Annotated in this window: 20 protein-coding genes; 4 read left to right on the forward strand and 16 right to left on the reverse strand. The window is 62.5% G+C overall.

Annotated features, from left to right (window positions below; translation table 11 throughout):
- Positions 1-315 precede the first annotated feature (315 nt).
- Positions 316-549: a hypothetical protein gene (locus tag CAL19_RS12465; protein WP_081745725.1), complete on the forward strand. Its 234-nt coding sequence runs from the start codon at positions 316-318 to the stop codon at positions 547-549.
- A 77-nt stretch (positions 550-626) separates the two neighbouring features.
- Here the strand turns inward: CAL19_RS12465 and bamC are convergent, their stop codons facing one another.
- The 4 genes from bamC to CAL19_RS12485 all read right to left on the reverse strand — a co-directional run bounded on the left by bamC (position 627) and on the right by CAL19_RS12485 (position 4,088).
- A complete protein-coding gene (gene bamC, locus CAL19_RS12470; RefSeq protein ID WP_094796917.1) occupies positions 627-1,751 on the reverse strand; it encodes an outer membrane protein assembly factor BamC in 1,125 nt (374 codons plus the stop codon).
- Positions 1,752-1,759: 8 nt separating this feature from the next.
- Entirely contained in the window at positions 1,760-2,659 is a 900-nt protein-coding gene (gene dapA, locus CAL19_RS12475; RefSeq protein WP_026640130.1) for a 4-hydroxy-tetrahydrodipicolinate synthase, read from the reverse strand.
- 85 nt (positions 2,660-2,744) lie between these two features.
- On the reverse strand, positions 2,745-3,392 hold the full coding sequence (locus tag CAL19_RS12480) for a site-2 protease family protein (RefSeq protein WP_026640129.1): 648 nt from the start codon (positions 3,390-3,392) through the stop codon (positions 2,745-2,747).
- A 72-nt stretch (positions 3,393-3,464) separates the two neighbouring features.
- On the reverse strand, positions 3,465-4,088 hold the full coding sequence (locus CAL19_RS12485) for an L-threonylcarbamoyladenylate synthase (RefSeq protein ID WP_026640128.1): 624 nt from the start codon (positions 4,086-4,088) through the stop codon (positions 3,465-3,467).
- Between the two features lie 42 nt (positions 4,089-4,130).
- Between CAL19_RS12485 and ypfJ the strand changes: the two genes are divergently transcribed.
- From ypfJ to CAL19_RS12500, 3 genes are all read left to right on the forward strand, one after another.
- Complete coding sequence (gene ypfJ / locus CAL19_RS12490; protein ID WP_170941525.1) at positions 4,131-4,982, forward strand: KPN_02809 family neutral zinc metallopeptidase; 852 nt, start codon at positions 4,131-4,133, stop codon at positions 4,980-4,982.
- A 70-nt stretch (positions 4,983-5,052) separates the two neighbouring features.
- Positions 5,053-5,580 (forward strand): hypothetical protein, encoded by a 528-nt coding sequence (locus CAL19_RS12495; protein ID WP_094796918.1) that lies wholly within the window; start codon positions 5,053-5,055, stop codon positions 5,578-5,580.
- Positions 5,577-6,338, forward strand: coding sequence for a DUF1828 domain-containing protein (locus CAL19_RS12500; RefSeq protein WP_094796919.1), 762 nt, complete (start codon positions 5,577-5,579; stop codon positions 6,336-6,338). Before CAL19_RS12495 ends, CAL19_RS12500 begins: the two co-directional genes overlap by 4 nt.
- A 79-nt stretch (positions 6,339-6,417) precedes the next feature.
- Here the strand turns inward: CAL19_RS12500 and CAL19_RS12505 are convergent, their stop codons facing one another.
- The 12 genes from CAL19_RS12505 to CAL19_RS12560 form a co-directional block, all read right to left on the reverse strand.
- A complete protein-coding gene (locus tag CAL19_RS12505; RefSeq protein ID WP_094796920.1) occupies positions 6,418-6,687 on the reverse strand; it encodes a hypothetical protein in 270 nt (89 codons plus the stop codon).
- A 105-nt stretch (positions 6,688-6,792) separates the two neighbouring features.
- On the reverse strand, positions 6,793-7,449 hold the full coding sequence (locus CAL19_RS12510; RefSeq protein ID WP_094796921.1) for an N-acetyltransferase: 657 nt from the start codon (positions 7,447-7,449) through the stop codon (positions 6,793-6,795).
- A 333-nt stretch (positions 7,450-7,782) separates the two neighbouring features.
- The gene (locus CAL19_RS12515; RefSeq protein WP_249276303.1) at positions 7,783-8,103 is read right to left on the reverse strand and encodes a hypothetical protein; all 321 of its coding nucleotides are present in this window, start codon (positions 8,101-8,103) and stop codon (positions 7,783-7,785) included.
- 63 nt (positions 8,104-8,166) lie between these two features.
- Entirely contained in the window at positions 8,167-8,484 is a 318-nt protein-coding gene (locus CAL19_RS12520) for a Dabb family protein (protein ID WP_094796922.1), read from the reverse strand.
- A gap of 23 nt (positions 8,485-8,507) precedes the next feature.
- Entirely contained in the window at positions 8,508-9,287 is a 780-nt protein-coding gene (locus CAL19_RS12525; RefSeq protein ID WP_094796923.1) for an SDR family NAD(P)-dependent oxidoreductase, read from the reverse strand.
- Positions 9,288-9,312: 25 nt separating this feature from the next.
- Positions 9,313-10,095 (reverse strand): SDR family oxidoreductase, encoded by a 783-nt coding sequence (locus CAL19_RS12530; protein ID WP_094796924.1) that lies wholly within the window; start codon positions 10,093-10,095, stop codon positions 9,313-9,315.
- Positions 10,096-10,132: 37 nt separating this feature from the next.
- Positions 10,133-11,413 carry a TRAP transporter large permease gene (locus CAL19_RS12535; protein WP_094796925.1) on the reverse strand — a complete coding sequence of 427 codons (1,281 nt, stop codon included), beginning with the start codon at positions 11,411-11,413 and terminating at the stop codon, positions 10,133-10,135.
- Entirely contained in the window at positions 11,413-11,925 is a 513-nt protein-coding gene (locus tag CAL19_RS12540) for a TRAP transporter small permease (RefSeq protein WP_094796926.1), read from the reverse strand. The genes CAL19_RS12535 and CAL19_RS12540 overlap by 1 nt, the downstream gene beginning before the upstream one ends.
- Before the next feature lie 68 nt (positions 11,926-11,993).
- Positions 11,994-13,028, reverse strand: coding sequence for a TRAP transporter substrate-binding protein (locus CAL19_RS12545; RefSeq protein WP_094796927.1), 1,035 nt, complete (start codon positions 13,026-13,028; stop codon positions 11,994-11,996).
- 37 nt (positions 13,029-13,065) lie between these two features.
- Positions 13,066-13,461 carry a cupin domain-containing protein gene (locus CAL19_RS12550; protein WP_094796928.1) on the reverse strand — a complete coding sequence of 132 codons (396 nt, stop codon included), beginning with the start codon at positions 13,459-13,461 and terminating at the stop codon, positions 13,066-13,068.
- Between the two features lie 45 nt (positions 13,462-13,506).
- A complete protein-coding gene (locus CAL19_RS12555) occupies positions 13,507-14,412 on the reverse strand; it encodes a fumarylacetoacetate hydrolase family protein (protein WP_094796929.1) in 906 nt (301 codons plus the stop codon).
- 45 nt (positions 14,413-14,457) lie between these two features.
- The gene (locus tag CAL19_RS12560; RefSeq protein WP_094796930.1) at positions 14,458-15,129 is read right to left on the reverse strand and encodes a GntR family transcriptional regulator; all 672 of its coding nucleotides are present in this window, start codon (positions 15,127-15,129) and stop codon (positions 14,458-14,460) included.
- Between the last annotated feature and the right edge of the window lie 583 nt (positions 15,130-15,712).

The raw sequence follows: 15,712 nt of genomic DNA on the forward strand, positions 1-15,712 counted from the left end.
CGCGTGGCCGCGATAGTTGTGGCATGGCCGCGACAGCGGCTGTTGCCATAAAGCCTCGCCCGGGGCGTGCGCCGTACCATCCGGAAACCATGCAGTTTCCAGCCGGTACAGAACGCTAAGGAGTGCACGTCGTTTGAAACATCGCGACAGGTCACACACTTATAAGTAAGGATTGTTACCTTCCGGATGCCACCGCTTTAATTTCCACACGCAAGCATGTAGCCGATTCCTGTAGCCTGAGTACTGGTTTCCCCTAATGGGATACTGGTTTCCCCCAATATGGGCCGCATGACTGTCAACTAACAGGAGTCCAACATGCTCAGCAAAACCCTCATCCTTGCTTCGGTCGTCGCCGTAGCGCTGACCGCTTGCGACAATAAGGAAGAAGCCGCGAGTCCAGCCGGCTCCGAACCGTCGACCACGATGCCGGCGCCGTCCAGCCCCGCGCCGGCCACGCCTGCGCCCACTACGCCGGCGCCCGGCAGTTCGACCACGCCTGCCCCGGGCGGCACGGGTGGCACGGGTGGCAGCACCACGCCGGCCTCGTGATAGACCCATACAGCCCATGGGCTGCATAAAAAAGGCCGCGACACTGTCGCGGCCTTTTTTTGCGCACCGGCGGTCCGTCAGATCATTTTGTCTTTCAGGACGCTGAGCAGGCGTTGCGCAGTGGGGCTGTTGTCGCGCTGGCCGGAGCTGTCGAGCACCGTGACGTTCGTCTGCGCGCCATCTTGCGACAGGTGGATGCGATATTGCGCGGCCTGGGTTTGCTTGTCGCCCGAGAACAGGCGGCTGAAGAGGCCCGGCTGATCTTGCTGCGCACCCGTGTCGGTGTCGACATAACGCACGAAATAGTCGCCCGCCGAGCGGTCACGGTCGTCAACGGCGAAGCCCCCCGAATCGAGCGCCACACCCACGCGCCGCCAGGCGCGATCGAACGATTCGTCGACCACCAGCATGGCGCCGCTGGCCCGGACATCCTGCACCTTGGGCGCCTGGGGCGAAGCCTCGGCCTGCGCCACGAGCTTGCGGGCATTGTCGACATCGGTGCCCAGGTACACCATCAGGCGGGCCAGCATGGCCGCGTTCAGGCCGGGATCTTCGCTGCCGTGTTCCCACGCTACCTGCATTTCGTCGGGGCCCACGCGTTTTTCGATCATTTGCTGATGCGAAATATAGATCTCGGTATGGCCGCTGACGCGTTCGACGCGGGTACGGAATTTTTCGCGCTCGCCGCTATCCCAGGCGGTGTCGAGCACCGCCCCCAGCACCTGGCGCAGCCAGCTTTCGGGGATCTTGGCGCGGTTTTCCGCCCAATTGGTTTCCACCAGCCCCGACTTCGGATCGTTCACCGCAACGGTAAACCCGGTGTCGGTCCAGAAGTCGACCACTTTGGGAAACACTTCTTCGGGCGGACGTTCCACTACCAGCCAGCGCAGGTCGCCGTCGCGCTCGACGCGCATGTCGGGCCGTTGCGGCAGGACATTGGTGTTTTGCGACACAGAGGCCACCTGCTGCCCCTGTTGCTGGTATTCGGAGAACGTCGTGCTGCCCGAAGTCGGCGCCCGGTAGCGCGGATCGGCGGAAGCCTGGGTCAGGTCGGGCGGAATACTGAGCGGTTCGCCGCGACGCGTGCTTTGGTAGTCGATCGATTCATCATTACCCAGCAATTGGTTGACTTCGCTGCAACCCGCCAACAACGCCAGGGCCATCAATGCCGACGCAGCGGCATGACGTTGGTTCATACGCATCCTCACTATTAGAGCAGACCCGTTTCCTGGAGCGCGCCGCGAACCAGGTCGTGGTGCTGGGCGCCCAGCTCGACCATGGGCAGGCGGTAGCCCAGCGCGGTGCGGCCCATCTGGGCAAGCGCCCATTTGACAGGAATGGGATTGGCCTCGATGAACAAGACCTTGTTAAGACGCGCCAGGCGCGCATTTAGTTCGCGCGCCTTGGGAACGTCGCCCGCCAGGGCGGCGGCACAGAGTTCACGCATCAGCCGCGGCGCCACGTTGGCCGTGACCGAGATATTGCCGCGCCCACCCAGCAGGATGAGCGCCGTGGCGGTGGGATCGTCGCCGCTGAACACCTGGAAGCCGGCCGGCGCTTCGCGCATCAACAGCGCGCCGCGGCCGATATCGCCGGTGGCATCCTTGATGCCGATGATGCCCGGCACCTGCGCCAGGCGCAGGACGGTTTCATTGGACATGTCGGCCACGGTTCGGCCCGGCACGTTATACAGTACCGTGGGCAGGTCGACCGCTTCGGCGATTGCCCGGAAATGCCGGTAAAGCCCTTCTTGCGAAGGCTTGTTGTAGTACGGAACTACCGACAAGCCCGCGTCCGCGCCGACGGCCTTGGCATGGCGCGCCAGGTGGATGGCTTCATCGGTAGAGTTGGCGCCCACCCCGGCAATGACGGGTATGCGCCCTGCGGCATGTTCAACCGCCACGCGGATGAGTTCGGCATGCTCGTCCATGGACACCGTGGGCGATTCGCCCGTGGTGCCCACCACGACCAGGCCGTCGGTGCCTTCGGCGATATGCCAATCGATCAAACTGCGATAGGCAGCGTAGTCCAGGCTGCCATCGGGCTGCATGGGGGTGACGAGCGCCACCAGGCTGCCCTGGAAAGTAACGGTTTCGGCGGGGGATGCCATGAAAAATGGGCTCCGGGCCCCGGAACGGGAGCTCCGGGCAGTGAACTGAGTCAGTCGAATCGCCGAGTTTAACGGATATTGGAATTTACAAGAACCAGGTGACGATAGCCGCCCCCAGTTGCAGGACGGGCTGCATCAGCACCCACAGCACATCGGTTACCAAAAGCAGCAACACAATGACCAGGCCGTAGGGTTCGATGCGCGAATATTGCCAGGCCATCCGGTTGGGCAACAGGCTGAACACGATGCGCCCGCCGTCCAGGGGCGGGATGGGCAGCAGGTTCAGGGCCATCAGCACCAGGTTGATATTGATGCCTGCGATGGCCATCTGGTACCAGTAGCCCTCCTGCACGCCGCCGGCCATATACAGGCGCATGGAAATCACCCACAGGATCGCCATGAACAGGTTCGCCGCAGGGCCGGCAAGCGCCACCCAGAGCATGTCTTTCTTGGGTCGGCGCAACCGGCCGAAATCCACTGGCACGGGCTTGGCCCAGCCGAACAGCAGCGCCGATCCGCCCATCAGCTTGGACATCAGCAGGATGCCCGCGGGCACCAGCAATGTGCCGACGGGATCAATGTGGCGCAGGGGGTTCAGGGTGATGCGACCGGCCTGCTCGGCGGTGGGATCGCCCAGCATGCGCGCCACATAGCCGTGCGCGGCCTCGTGCAGGGTGATGGCGAAAATGACTGGAATCGCGTAAACCGCGATGGTCTGGATGAGGTCGGACATGGCCAGCGGGATTGTACCTTCGCGCAATTGCGGCGAAAACCTGGGTCGCGCTGCGCGCGGCCGCGGCGGGGATCAGAGGCCGAGCGTCGCCGGGTCTCCGCGCCCCAGCCGCACCACGACAGGTTCCGGGCCGGTAAGGTCGACAACAGTGGTGGGCGACTGGGGGCAGGCGCCCGCATCCACCACCGCCGCCAGATCGTGGGAATAGCGCTGCAGGATGTCGTCGGCGTCATTCAGCGCGTCTTCTTCGCCCTTGGGAATAAGCGTGGTAGACAGCAGCGGCGCCCCGACCTGCTCGAGCAGCGCCAGCGTGACGGGGTGCTGCGGCACCCGGATGCCGATTGTCTTGCGCGAGGGGTGCGACACGCGGCGCGGCACTTCGCGGGTGGCCTCAAGGATGAAAGTCCATGGCCCGGGCGTGGCGGCCTTCAGCAGCCGGTACTGGCGATTGTCCACCCGCGCGAAATGGCCGATTTCGGCGAGATCGCGGCAAAGCAGCGTCAAATGATGACGTTCGTCCAGGCCACGCAGCCGCCGCAGGGCGTCGGCCGCCGCCTTGTCATCAAGATGGGCCACCACGGCATAGCTGGAATCGGTGGGCACGGCCACCAGGCCGCCGTCGCTGAGCCAATGGGCCGCCTGCTTCAGCAAGCGCGCCTGCGGGTTATCTGGATGAATAGAGAAATGGATCGCCATGGGTTTATCCTAGCATTGTTGGCGCCACCAAGGAGAAACAACATGCGCATGGGCAATTCCCGGGAAAGCCGGAACATCGAAGACCGCCGTTCCGGCGGCCCGCGGCTGGGCGGCCGCGGTTCGATCGGGATAGGCACCATCGTGCTGGCCCTGGTGGCCATCTATTTCGGCGTGGACCCGGCGGTAGTGCTGCAAATGGCCGAAGGCCCCGCCCCCATGCAACAGCAGGCGCCGTCGCAGCCGCCCGCCAACGATCCGCAAACACGCTTCGTCGCCCAGGTGCTGGGCGAAACCGAAGACACCTGGGCCGCCATCTTCGAGCAGAACCTGAACCGCCCGTACCAGCCGCCTCGCCTGGTGCTGTTCCGGGGCGCCACGCCCACCGCGTGCGGCACCGGCCAGGCGGCCATGGGCCCGTTCTACTGCCCCGCCGACAGCAAGGTGTATATCGATCTGAGCTTTTTCGACGAGATGCAACGCCGCCTGAACGCGCCGGGCGATTTCGCGCAGGCCTACGTCATCGCCCATGAAGTGGGCCACCACGTGCAACACCTGCTGGGCATCGCCGGGCAGGTCGACCGCCTGCGCCAGCGCAATCCGGGCCAGGCCAATGCGCTGTCGGTGCGCATGGAACTGCAAGCCGACTGTTTCGCCGGCCTGTGGGCCCGCCGCGCAGACCAGGCGCGCAATATCCTCGAGCCTGGCGACATCGAAGAAGGCCTGGCCGCGGCCAGCGCCATCGGAGACGACACGCTGCAAAAGCAAAGCCAGGGGTACGTGGTGCCCGATGCCTTCACCCACGGCTCGTCGGCGCAACGCGTGCGCTGGTTCAAGCGCGGCCTGGACAGCGGCGACCTGCGGCAATGCGACACCTTCTCCACCGACACGCTTTGAAACCGCAAGGGCGGCGGCAGGCCGCCGGGTTCTTGTAAGATTACGGCCCTTTGCGACGCCTGCGCTTTTTATGCAAGCCCCATTGATCAGCCCGTCCGAAGTCCGCGACATTCTGGCCGCGCCCAAGGAAACCGTAAAACCCGTCGCCTGGACGGCGCGCCCGGCGGCCGGCCAGGCGCAATGGATGGAATATGCCTCGGCGTGCCGCCTGCGCGGCGAAGCGCGCGACGACATCATTTTCCGTGCGGTGTACCGGCCGGCGGGCACGGCCGTGCACGGGCTGGCCGTCATCGCGCTGCCCGAAACCTGCTCGGCCAGCCTGTTCGTGGGCCCGCACCGTGTATTGGGCGTCGACACCACAGATACCTTCCACACCAGCCTGGTCGGCGCCGGCCGCCCGCATCATGGCGTGGTGCTGCAAGGCCGCACTCATTTGCACACCTGGCATGACGATGGCGAAGGCTACGCAGAACCTGTAGACCCGCCGCTGAACGACCTGGCGGCCGTCGTTTCTTACTTCCTGCAGCAGGCCAACCTGGCCCTGGCCGGCGGTTTCGCCCACCCGCTTAAGGGCCGACAGATCGAATTGTTGGTATGACTTCGTTTTTGCAAGCCGCCGGCTGGACCGTGCTGCCCGCCGGCGATCATGCGGTGCGCGCCATCACACCCGTCGCGATGGGCCTGGACGGACAGCACGCGGCGTTTTATGTCGCAAAGCCGGACGACCAGACGTTCTACCTCACCGACGCCGGCGAGGCCGCCATGCACGCGGCCACCTACGGTATAGATATCACCGCCAAGCGGCTTGAACAGCTCAATTCAGCGCCCGGCCTGAGCATGGCCCGCTTTGACAAGACCGGCGCCATCATCGCCAGCGGCCCTGCTGCGCGCCTGCAGGAAGCCCTGTGGGAAGCCACGCGGCTCGTATCGATACTGAGCTTTCAATGCTCACAGTGGATGCCCAAGTTCAACCGCCTTCGCTTTCGCGCCGAGGTCGGCCGCACCCTGGCCGAAGCCGTGGGCGACCGGCTGGTGCAAGGCGCGCGGGCGCGAGCCAGCAGCGGGCACATGGCCGACTTCGCATACGCCGTGCGCAGCGCCGCCGGTTGCACGCTTACCTATATCGAGCCCATCGCACTCAAGACCGGCAAGAAGATGGACTGGACACAGGTCTACCAGACCAACGGCAAAATGGCCGACGTCAAGATGGCCGATGCCGCCAATGGCCGCCTGGTGATCCTGGAAGACGGCGCGTCGCCCGAGGAATTCAACAAGGCCGTGTCGATCCTGGAGCAGTCCGCCACCGTGCGACCGCTCGGAAAGGCGCGCAGCTGGGCCGAGATTTTCTCGGGTTAACGCAACACAACGCCTGTGCGATGCCCGCATCGCGTCGCGCAGCGCGACGGGCGCAGCCGACCATGCGGGGTCCAGCCTTTCAACTGACGACGCCGGTCAGCGCGTCGACAATGGCGCAGCCATGGCTGATCGCTTCGTGTACGGCTTCGCGGGGGCTGTATACAAAATTGCCCTCGGCGAAACCGGGCACCACATATTCGTCACCGTCTTCCTGGATGGCGTCGGCCTGTACGACGAATACGGATGCAGTAAAGACGGGGGAGCCGCTAGCGCTTGCCGTGCCGGGGGTGCCTCGCGTGACTTTGGCAGTCAGGCGGTACCCCTTGTAAACGAAATTATTCTGATGCACTGATGAGCCCTCTCTGGGGCCAGCATACCGCGCATTTCGTCACCGTCGTGATACATGTTGTAACGAGCGCGCGGTTATCCCGGCAAGCGGCCGTACGTTTGGCGCTTATCGCACCGGGCGCCGACCGCCCAGTGGCCCGTGTGAACGTATGCCGGCCGCGGCCATCAAGTCGGGCCACGTCCAGCCCCGCCCCAACAACACCATACGGGTATGCAGGTCCTGCAGCACGGAATCCGCAACGTCTTCCCCCAGATCGGTAAGCTCCTTGCGGGACAGATTCACGTAGCGGAATTCATATTGTCGGGCCAGCGACCGCCACAACCCGTGTGCGGCCTCCGACTGTCGCGCCCCGGTGATCAGGCACTGCCCGGCGTCGAGCGCCCAGCGGTACACCGCCGTGGCGAGCCCCTGCCGCTGATACGCGGGGTCATACTTGGAATGGGGGGCCCTGAACAACGGATCGGCGCGCCTGCCGAGTTCGACCAGGCGGTTGAAAACGGTATAGCCCGCCAGCCTGCCGCGCATCCGGTCTTCCAGGTAGACATAGAATTCCCCGTCCGCTTCGCGGTAGCGCAGCACCAGCCCGGGGATGTCGGTGCCGGACTGCGCCATGGCATGCAGGCGGTCACCCGGGCGGGTAATGCGGCTGTACAGGTTATCCAGTTCGTTATCCAGTTTCCACGAACCGGGGTCAACGTCGATGCGCAATTCCATGATGCGGGCAAGCCAGCCAGGAAATGCGCCCAGCGCCAACGTAGGCACGGCAATCTCCTTTAAGTCAGACAGGGTCGGTCAAGGGTCTTCGTAAATCGCCCCGGGGTTGAGTCGGGAGGCACAAAGAAAAGTCGTCACGCGCATGAGAAGTCTCCGGGCGTAAAAAATCGAGGGCGCGAAGGCGCCGCAAAAATGCCGACGGCCCCTCGATCGAGGAGCCGCCAAATTTGTATGTGGGGTGCAGGCACGCCGGTGCGCGCCGCAAAAATGGCAATGAGCCGGCGCGCGCGAGCGTCGGCTCATCCTATGGGCGGGGATCGTACCATAGAAAAACTTGTTTGTTTTCAACGGCCTGGATCGGGCTCCGGGCCGCAACGGGCGTCAACCCAGCCGCTTCACCACACGGGCGAGCCTGGCGACGCCTCCTGTGCCGCTCGCTGCCCGGCCGATCAGCGCCGTACCCACGGCGGTCAATACCGCGCGCCGCACGACCCCGCCGCCGCGGATACCCGCCAGCATCAGCAGGGCCCCCACGCCAAACACGATGAGATGTTCGCCCGGAAAGTCGGGACGGGTTTCATCGTAGCGCTTGAGCTGCGCCAGCACGGATCGGGGCCGATGCTTGTCCGGGCCAAGGTCATCGGCGTGCGCAGGCGGCAAACTGGCGCCCGCAGCGGGCTGGGAGGGAAAATCGTTCGGCATGGCGGGCCTCCGTCGGTGTCTGTCCGCCTGCAAGCAAGCCGCATGCCGCACCTGTCCGGACGCTTATTTCGGAATCAACGGGCCTATATCCGGCAGCTGCCCGTCGTACACAACGATGCGCTTGATGAACGGAACCATGTGGTTCTTCATGGCCACGTGCGCGGCGCTGACCTGGTAGGCGTCGTGGCTGGCGGCATCGGAAAACAGCGAACTGGTCGCATGTGTATAGCCTTGCGACCGGTCGGCCACGTTCTCGCCGAAATGATAGAGCACCAGGCCGGCGCATTCCTGGCGCACTCGCTCTGCCAGCGCTTCGACCTTACCGAAAAAATTGGCGTCGACACGTTCGTCGAACTCCATCATCACCACGTGCAGGAACATTCCGCTTCTACCCTTGAATCAATTCACATGTGGGCGAGCAGGCCGCCGTCGATGGCCAGCACATGCCCATTTACAAAACGGCCGGCTTGCGATGCCAGATAGATAACCGCCGGCGCGATCTCATCGGCTTCGGCCCAGCGCCCAAGGGGCACCTGGGCGCGCAGAAACGTGTTGAACTCGTCACGTTCCTGCAAAGCAACTGTAAAGCCTGTACGCACGAAGCCGGGCGCCAGCGCATTGCAGGTTACGCCCTTGCCGCCGTACTCAACCGCCAGCGCCCGCGTAAAGGCTGCCAATGCGCCCTTGGCAGTTGCGTAAGCCGCGATTCCGGGCATGCAAGCCATGGCCGCGACGGACGAGGTGATGATGATGCGGCCATAGCCATTGGCCACCATGCCGGGCAGTACGGCTCGCGCGCAGTTGAACGCGCCATTGACATGGACGTTGAGGATCGACTGCCACACTGAAGGGTCTTGCTCGACGACCGGCGCGCGGTTCTGGTTCCCGGCATTGCTGACCAGTACGTCGGGTGCCCAGCCGGCTTCGGACAGGCCGTCTGCGCCATCCTGCACAGCGCCCGGGTCGGATACGTCGAACACGACGCCGCGGGCATCGATGCCCTGGGACTGCAACGCGGCGACGGCTTCCTTGCAGGGTTCGGGCCGCACGTCGTTGACGATGATGCGAGCGCCGGCTCTGCCTGCCTGCGTTGCCATACAAAGGCCAAGCCCGGAAGCGCCGCCCGTAATAAGCACTGTCCGGCCTTCCAGGCCGAACGTAGAAGCCAAGAATTGCTGGTCCATGACCGTCTCCTTTGATTCTGGCTATTCAACGCAAGGTCTGCACGCCTGCGCAGATATTCATGTTTTGCCCGGTGATACTGCGGCCGGGGCTCGACGCCAGGAAAAGCGCAGTGCTGGCGATGTCGGCCATGGGCACTGTCCGGTGCAAAGCCACGTGCTGCAATACTTCGGCGCGCATATCCGCGTCAGGGATCCCGCGCAACCTGGCCTTGGCCCCGACCACTTGGTTCACTCTTTCGCTTTCGACGATGCCCGGCAATATCGCGTTGACCGTGATGTCATGCTCGCCCAGTTCGATAGCAAGGCTTTGGGTCAGCCCGATGACCGCCCACTTCGACGCCGCATAGGGCGTGCGCATGGGATAGCCCAAGCGTCCCGCGACCGAGCTGATATTGATGATGGTCGCTCGGCTGGACTGTCGCAAAGGCTCGACAGCGCGGCGTACGCACAAAAACTGGCTGCGTACATTGACCGCCATGGTGCGATCCCATTCGGCCACGTCCAGGTCCTGCAGCGCAGACGTAGGCCCGGCGATGCCGGCATTGTTGACCAGCACATCCAGGCCACCGAGCTGCGCCAGCGCGTGCGCAAACCAGGCTTCTACATCCGCCTCCGAAGCCGCATCTGCGCGAAACAAGCCTGCGCCGGGCAACTCGGACCGGGCCGCTTCCAGAGCCTCGGAGGAGATATCGCAAACCTGGACGCTCGCGCCCTGCTGATGAAACGCGCGGGCGATCGCCAGGCCTATACCCGAGGCGCCGGCCGAGATCATGACGCGGCAGCCAGTCAGGTGGTCACTCAACTGCATGTTCAATGCTCCTGTGAGGTGAAAGAACCGGATGGCATCAGTCCATAATCCAGCGGTAAGGCGTCAGCACCAACTGTGGAAAAAGGATCAGCAGCAGCAAAGTCACACATTGCGCCAACAGGAATGGCCAGACGCCCTTGATGAGGTCCATCATGCGCGCGCCGGTCACTCCGGCCACTACGTTGAGTACAGCGCCAACCGGCGGAGTCACCAGGCCGATGGCGCAACTCAGCATGAAGACGACGCCGAAATACACTGGATCGATTCCGGCCGCCGTCACGGCTGGCATCAGTACAGGGACGAGAATCAGCACAATTGGAATCATGTCCATGGCCATGCCTATCACCAGAACCAGACCCATGATTACCAGCATCAGCACGGTGGGGCTGTCATTGAAGGGGCTAACCAGCTGCATAACTTGCTGTGGCAGCCCTGCAATCGTGATCATCCAGCCCGAGACCAGAGCCCCTGCGACCAGGAACATCACCATGGCGGTCATTTTGGCCGACTGCAGAAACGCTGTGTAAAGCTGCTTGAGCGAAAGTTCGCGGTATACGCAGGTCGCCACAAAAATGGCGTAAACGGCAGCGACAACCCCCGCTTCCGTGGGCGTGAACACGCCAAACCGCAAGCCCACGATAATGATGACGGGCAACAACAGCGCCCAGAAGCTGCGCACAAGCGTGGTCAACACGATCTTCCGCTCGACCTTGGGCATCGGCTCCACTGCCTCTTTGCGCGACAACAGCCACCATGCCGCGCACAAGGATAGCCCCATCATGATCCCTGGAGCGATCCCGGCCATGAACAACCCCGTAATGCTGACATTGCCCGTGACGCCTATTAGCACGAGGCCGATAGAGGGAGGAATGACCAGGGCGATGATCCCGGACGAAGCCACCAGGCCGCCCGAACGGGCGCGGCTGTGCCCGGCCTTCATCATCATGGGCACCAGCAGCGCCGACAGAGCCGCAGCGTCAGCAGCTGCAGAGCCGGACAAGCTGGCCAATATGCACGCCGCCAGGATCGTCACATAGCCCAGGCCTCCCTTGATATGCCCTACCAGCGTCAATGCCAGGTCTACGATGCGAGCCGACAGGCCGCCCGCGTTCATGACGGAACCGGCCAGCATGAAGAACGGTACCGCCATCAGCGGAAAGCTGTCGGCGCCGTTCAGGAGGTTCTGCGCTACGATCTGCGCGTCATAGAAGTCTAGGTGGTACATCAACGCCACGCCCGTAAGAATAAGCGCGTACGCGACGGGCAGGCCGATGGCCAGCCCGACCAATAACACAGACACGAATATTGCCAGCGTCATTATTCAGCCCCCGCGTCATGAGCATTGATAAAGCGGTCGATCTGCGCAGCTGGCAGCGTAAGCAGTTGGTACAGCTGATAAATCAAGATCAGCCCGGTCGTGGCGGCAAACACCACGCCAACGCCGAAGAACCAGGCCTGCGACAAGCCGCTGGCGGGCGCGCTGGCGCCGACATTCAACATGGTCTGTTCGATACTGCCCTGAAGAATCAACCAGGTTGCATACATCATTAATAAGTTAGAAACCACCAGGCAGGACCTGCGTGCCCGCGGCCCAAGCGCCTGCAGCACCACGTCCACGCCCAGGTGCGAGCGTTCATTCAACACCAGGATGGCGCCCAGGAAAGTGAGCCACACAAAGCACCACCGGGACAGTTCTTCAGAAACAGGAATCCCTGTGTTGAACATGAAGCGCATCACCACATTTGAGAAAACCATCACCACCATGGCCGCCAGGCACATGACGATTATGGATTTCAGCAACGTGAAATAGGCGTGTACGATCTTTGACATCGCCGTCGTTCCTAGAAGGTTGCAGTGGCGGCCGCAGACTGGCCGCCACTTGCTTGTGGGGCGTCCTCTTACTGGCGAACTTGCTTGATCGACTCGATAGCGCTGTCGACCAGGTCATTGCCAAGCTCGGCTCTATATTTTTCTGTGACCGCAGCGGTCGCCTGCACCATGCGCGATTTTTCGGCGGGGTCGACCTTGTTGATAGCCATCCCAGCGGCGTTAAGGTCAGTAACTACCTTCTGCTCCTGTTCCCGACTGACCTGGCGGAAATACACGACCGACTCGTCGCACGCCTGCTGGATCAACGACTGCTCATCTTTGCTCAGCCGATCCCAGAAGCGCTTGCTCGCCATGACCACCGCCGGCAGGAACACGTGGTTGGTTTCGGTCATGTACTTCTGGATTTCCTGATAGCCACTGCTCTTGGTTACCAGGAAGCTGCTCTCCTGCCCGTCGATCGCCTTGCTTTCCAGGGCGGGATAGGTTTCGGGGTACGGCAGAGGCAAGGGGTTTGCGCCCAGGGCCTTGAAGGTGTCGATATAGATGCGATTCTGCAGCACACGCAGCTTCAGGCCGTGGAAATCTTCGAGCTTGGCGATCGGATGCTTGCTGTTGGACACCTGGCGGAAGCCGAAATCCCAGTAGCACAGGCCCACGAGGTTCTTATCGGAAAACTTCTTCAGCAAGCTCTTGCCCACCGGACCATCCACGACCGCATCGGCTTCCTCGACCGACTGGAACATGAACGGCAGGTCAAAGATGCCCAACTCCTTCACGTTATTGGCCGCGCCTGCCGTGGATACCACTGTCAGCTCGATGATGCCCCCCTGGGCCGACGACATGGCCTGCAATTCGTTGCCCAGCTGCGCGTCCGGATAGCCGGTGACCTTGATCTTGCCGTTGGACTTCTGATCAACCAGTTCAATGAACTTGTCTGTCGCCATGCCAACCGGATTGGTCTTGCTGACCGGGTGCGCGAATTTGACGCGGCGCTCCTGTATCTCCGCCGCGCCGGCCGGCGCAGTCAACCCGGCAACAATAGTCGCGGCCAGAACACCTGGAAGCAAACCGTACTGGAACTTTTTCAACCCCTGGAATCTCATGTGTGTCTCCCGTGTTGTGCTGAGAAAATGTAGTTTGTTACTTAAGCTCTTTGCCGGCCAGATCGCCTTCCAAGAACTTGTTCGGCTTCAAGAAAAACGAAAGCACCAGGGCCCCGTTCGGCGAACGCGCAATGTGCCGGTTGCCCTTGGGACGCCACACATAATTGCCCTCGCGGACTTCGCCTTCGTCATCCACAATGCTGCCGCTGAGCACGTACGTCTGTTCAATTTCGACATGCTCGTGCAACGGCAGCGACGTTCCCGGCGCCCAGCGGAACAGTGCGGTCAGCAGGCCCGTTTCAGGCACGTCCAGCAGGATCTTCATATCGATGCCCGGTGTCGGGGTTGGCTTCCAGGGCAACTCGTCTACATTCACATAGCGCGACGCAAGCTCGCCGCTGGCGTAGGGTTTCAAGGCATCAGGCATAGTCATGGTGAGTCTCCTCCAAGCGGGGCGCGGCCGGACCGCAGCCCAGAATCAATCGACAATATGATTGGTCAATGTGCCAATGTGCTCGACAGTGGCCGATACAACGTCACCTACTTGCAGGCACCGCGGCGGATTCAACGCAAACCCGACGCCCTTGGGCGTGCCGGTTGCAATGACGTCGCCAGGCTGCAACGTAAGCCCCGCCGACAACTGTTCAATAACAGCGGCCACATCGAAGATCATGTCGCGGGTGTTATCCTGCTGTCGCAGCTCGCCATTGACGGTCAGCGATATCGCAAGATTATTGGCATCGGCAATCGCCGAGCGATGCACCACGACGGGGCCCATCGGGCATGTCGTGTCCAGACTCTTGCCCTTGAACCACTGCCCGTGGCGCGCCTGCAGGTTGCGGGCGGTAATATCGTTGACGATGGTGTACCCAAACACGTGCTCCAACGCCTGTTCACGGGGGATATTGACGCCTGCCCGCCCTATCACGATGGCCAGCTCAACCTCATAGTCCAGGCTGTCGGTCAGGTGCGCGTGGCGCTGCACCGCCGCGCCATGCCCCACCACCGTCGTAGGGGCCTTCGTGAAGAACTCGATCGCTTCAGGGAAAGCATTCGCGGGCCGGCCGCGCGCCAGGTTGCCTTCGATGATGTGTTCGCGGTAATTGCGCCCGACGCAGAAGACATTCCGCTTCATTTCTACAGGCGGCAGCACATGCAAGGTATCCAGCGCCGGCAACGCTGCGACATCGACACCTTTCAGCAGGACGGGGTCGCTTGCCAGCCGAATGCCTTCGTCCCCCAAGGCGATAAGGTCGCTTACCGTGCACGTCGGGCCTGCCACCCCGTGGTCGGCCAGCGCGCGGGTCAAATCCAGGACGCGGTTCTCACCGCACAGCATGCCGAGCCGAGGCTGGCCCTGCTCAGAAAACGTCAGAAACTTCATATCGGGCTCAAGTGGACAGGGAAGCAAAGTCGTGATTGCGCAGGCTCATGCGGTGCTGCCGGATCGCAGCGCCTTGATGAATGCGTCGTATAGCGTGCGCACGTGCTGCCGGGCCAGCTTCTCGGCCAGTTCGGCGTCACGCCGCTCGATCGCATCGATGATTGCCAAGTGCTCCCGCAAAGATGTGCCGAACCTATGCAATCGCTTGATCGTCTGGCGGCGGTAAGTGGTTTGCCGGTGACCGAAAGCAGCCCATACACGTTCCAGCAAGCGGTTGTTCGCCAGCGCAATGATTTCTTTGTGAAACGCCACGTTCGCCTGGCCGTAGGGAATCGGCGCGAAAGCGTCCTCGTCCAGCCCGATAAACGGGGCAAACAGCGCGCGCAAGCGCTCCACGTCCCGTTGCGAGGCATTGAGCGCGGCTTCGCGAGTGGCAAACCCCTCAAGCTGCTCTCGCAGCTGCAACCATTCGATGTATTCCTCGTCGGTGACGGGACTAAGCAATGCTCCCCGGCCCGGACGCAGTCTTACCAGCCCCGTGCTTTCCAGGCGGATCAGCGCTTCGCGCACGGGCGTGCGGCTTACGCCCAATTGATTCGCCAGATCCTCTTCGCGGACCCGGACCGGCTCGGTAATGTCCGCCACCATGTCCCGCAGAAGGGCGCTGACGTCGTCGTACACGGACTGCGCCGAGGTCTTTTTCTGTATTCCAGACATGTTTTTGTATACAAGACTTGATCTAGTACGCAATTTATATGCGTCGTGCACAACTTTATATTGGGGTATACGCGTATATGTCCGGCCCTCCCGGTGCCGCCATGCAGTCCAACTGCTGCAACAATCTGGCCGCGCAGCCATCGCGTCGGCGTAGGTGCGGTCACAAAAGAAAAACGCCGCTCAGAAGCGGCGTGATCATTTGTCTTTAAACAGCTAAAGGCGTACTGGCGGGAGACCCATCAGCCCCGACGCGTGCACCCATGCGCGCTGAAACGCCCGTGCGACGAGCTAGCGCTCAGTCCGTGCGGTGCTCGCGAAAGCGAGATTTCGCAGACCTGCGCCAATATCTTGCGGTAATGCGCGGAAAGTGGAGTTGCGAATGCGTCGAGCCAGCCGGGCAGGCTCGCGACACGCCGCGGCCTGGTCGAAAGGAAACCGGGGGCGGGGAGCAGATCGGGATGGTGCCGAGGTATGTGCGTCTGGCGCCAACTATTTGGCGGCGCACGCCGAGACGGTCAATTTTTGGCCAATCTCGAACAGCAAGAAAAAACGCCGCGGGTGAGCGCGGCGTAAATTCTTGATT

It is taken from the genome of Bordetella genomosp. 7 (genome assembly GCF_002261265.1).
Lineage (GTDB): Bacteria > Pseudomonadota > Gammaproteobacteria > Burkholderiales > Burkholderiaceae_B > Bordetella_A.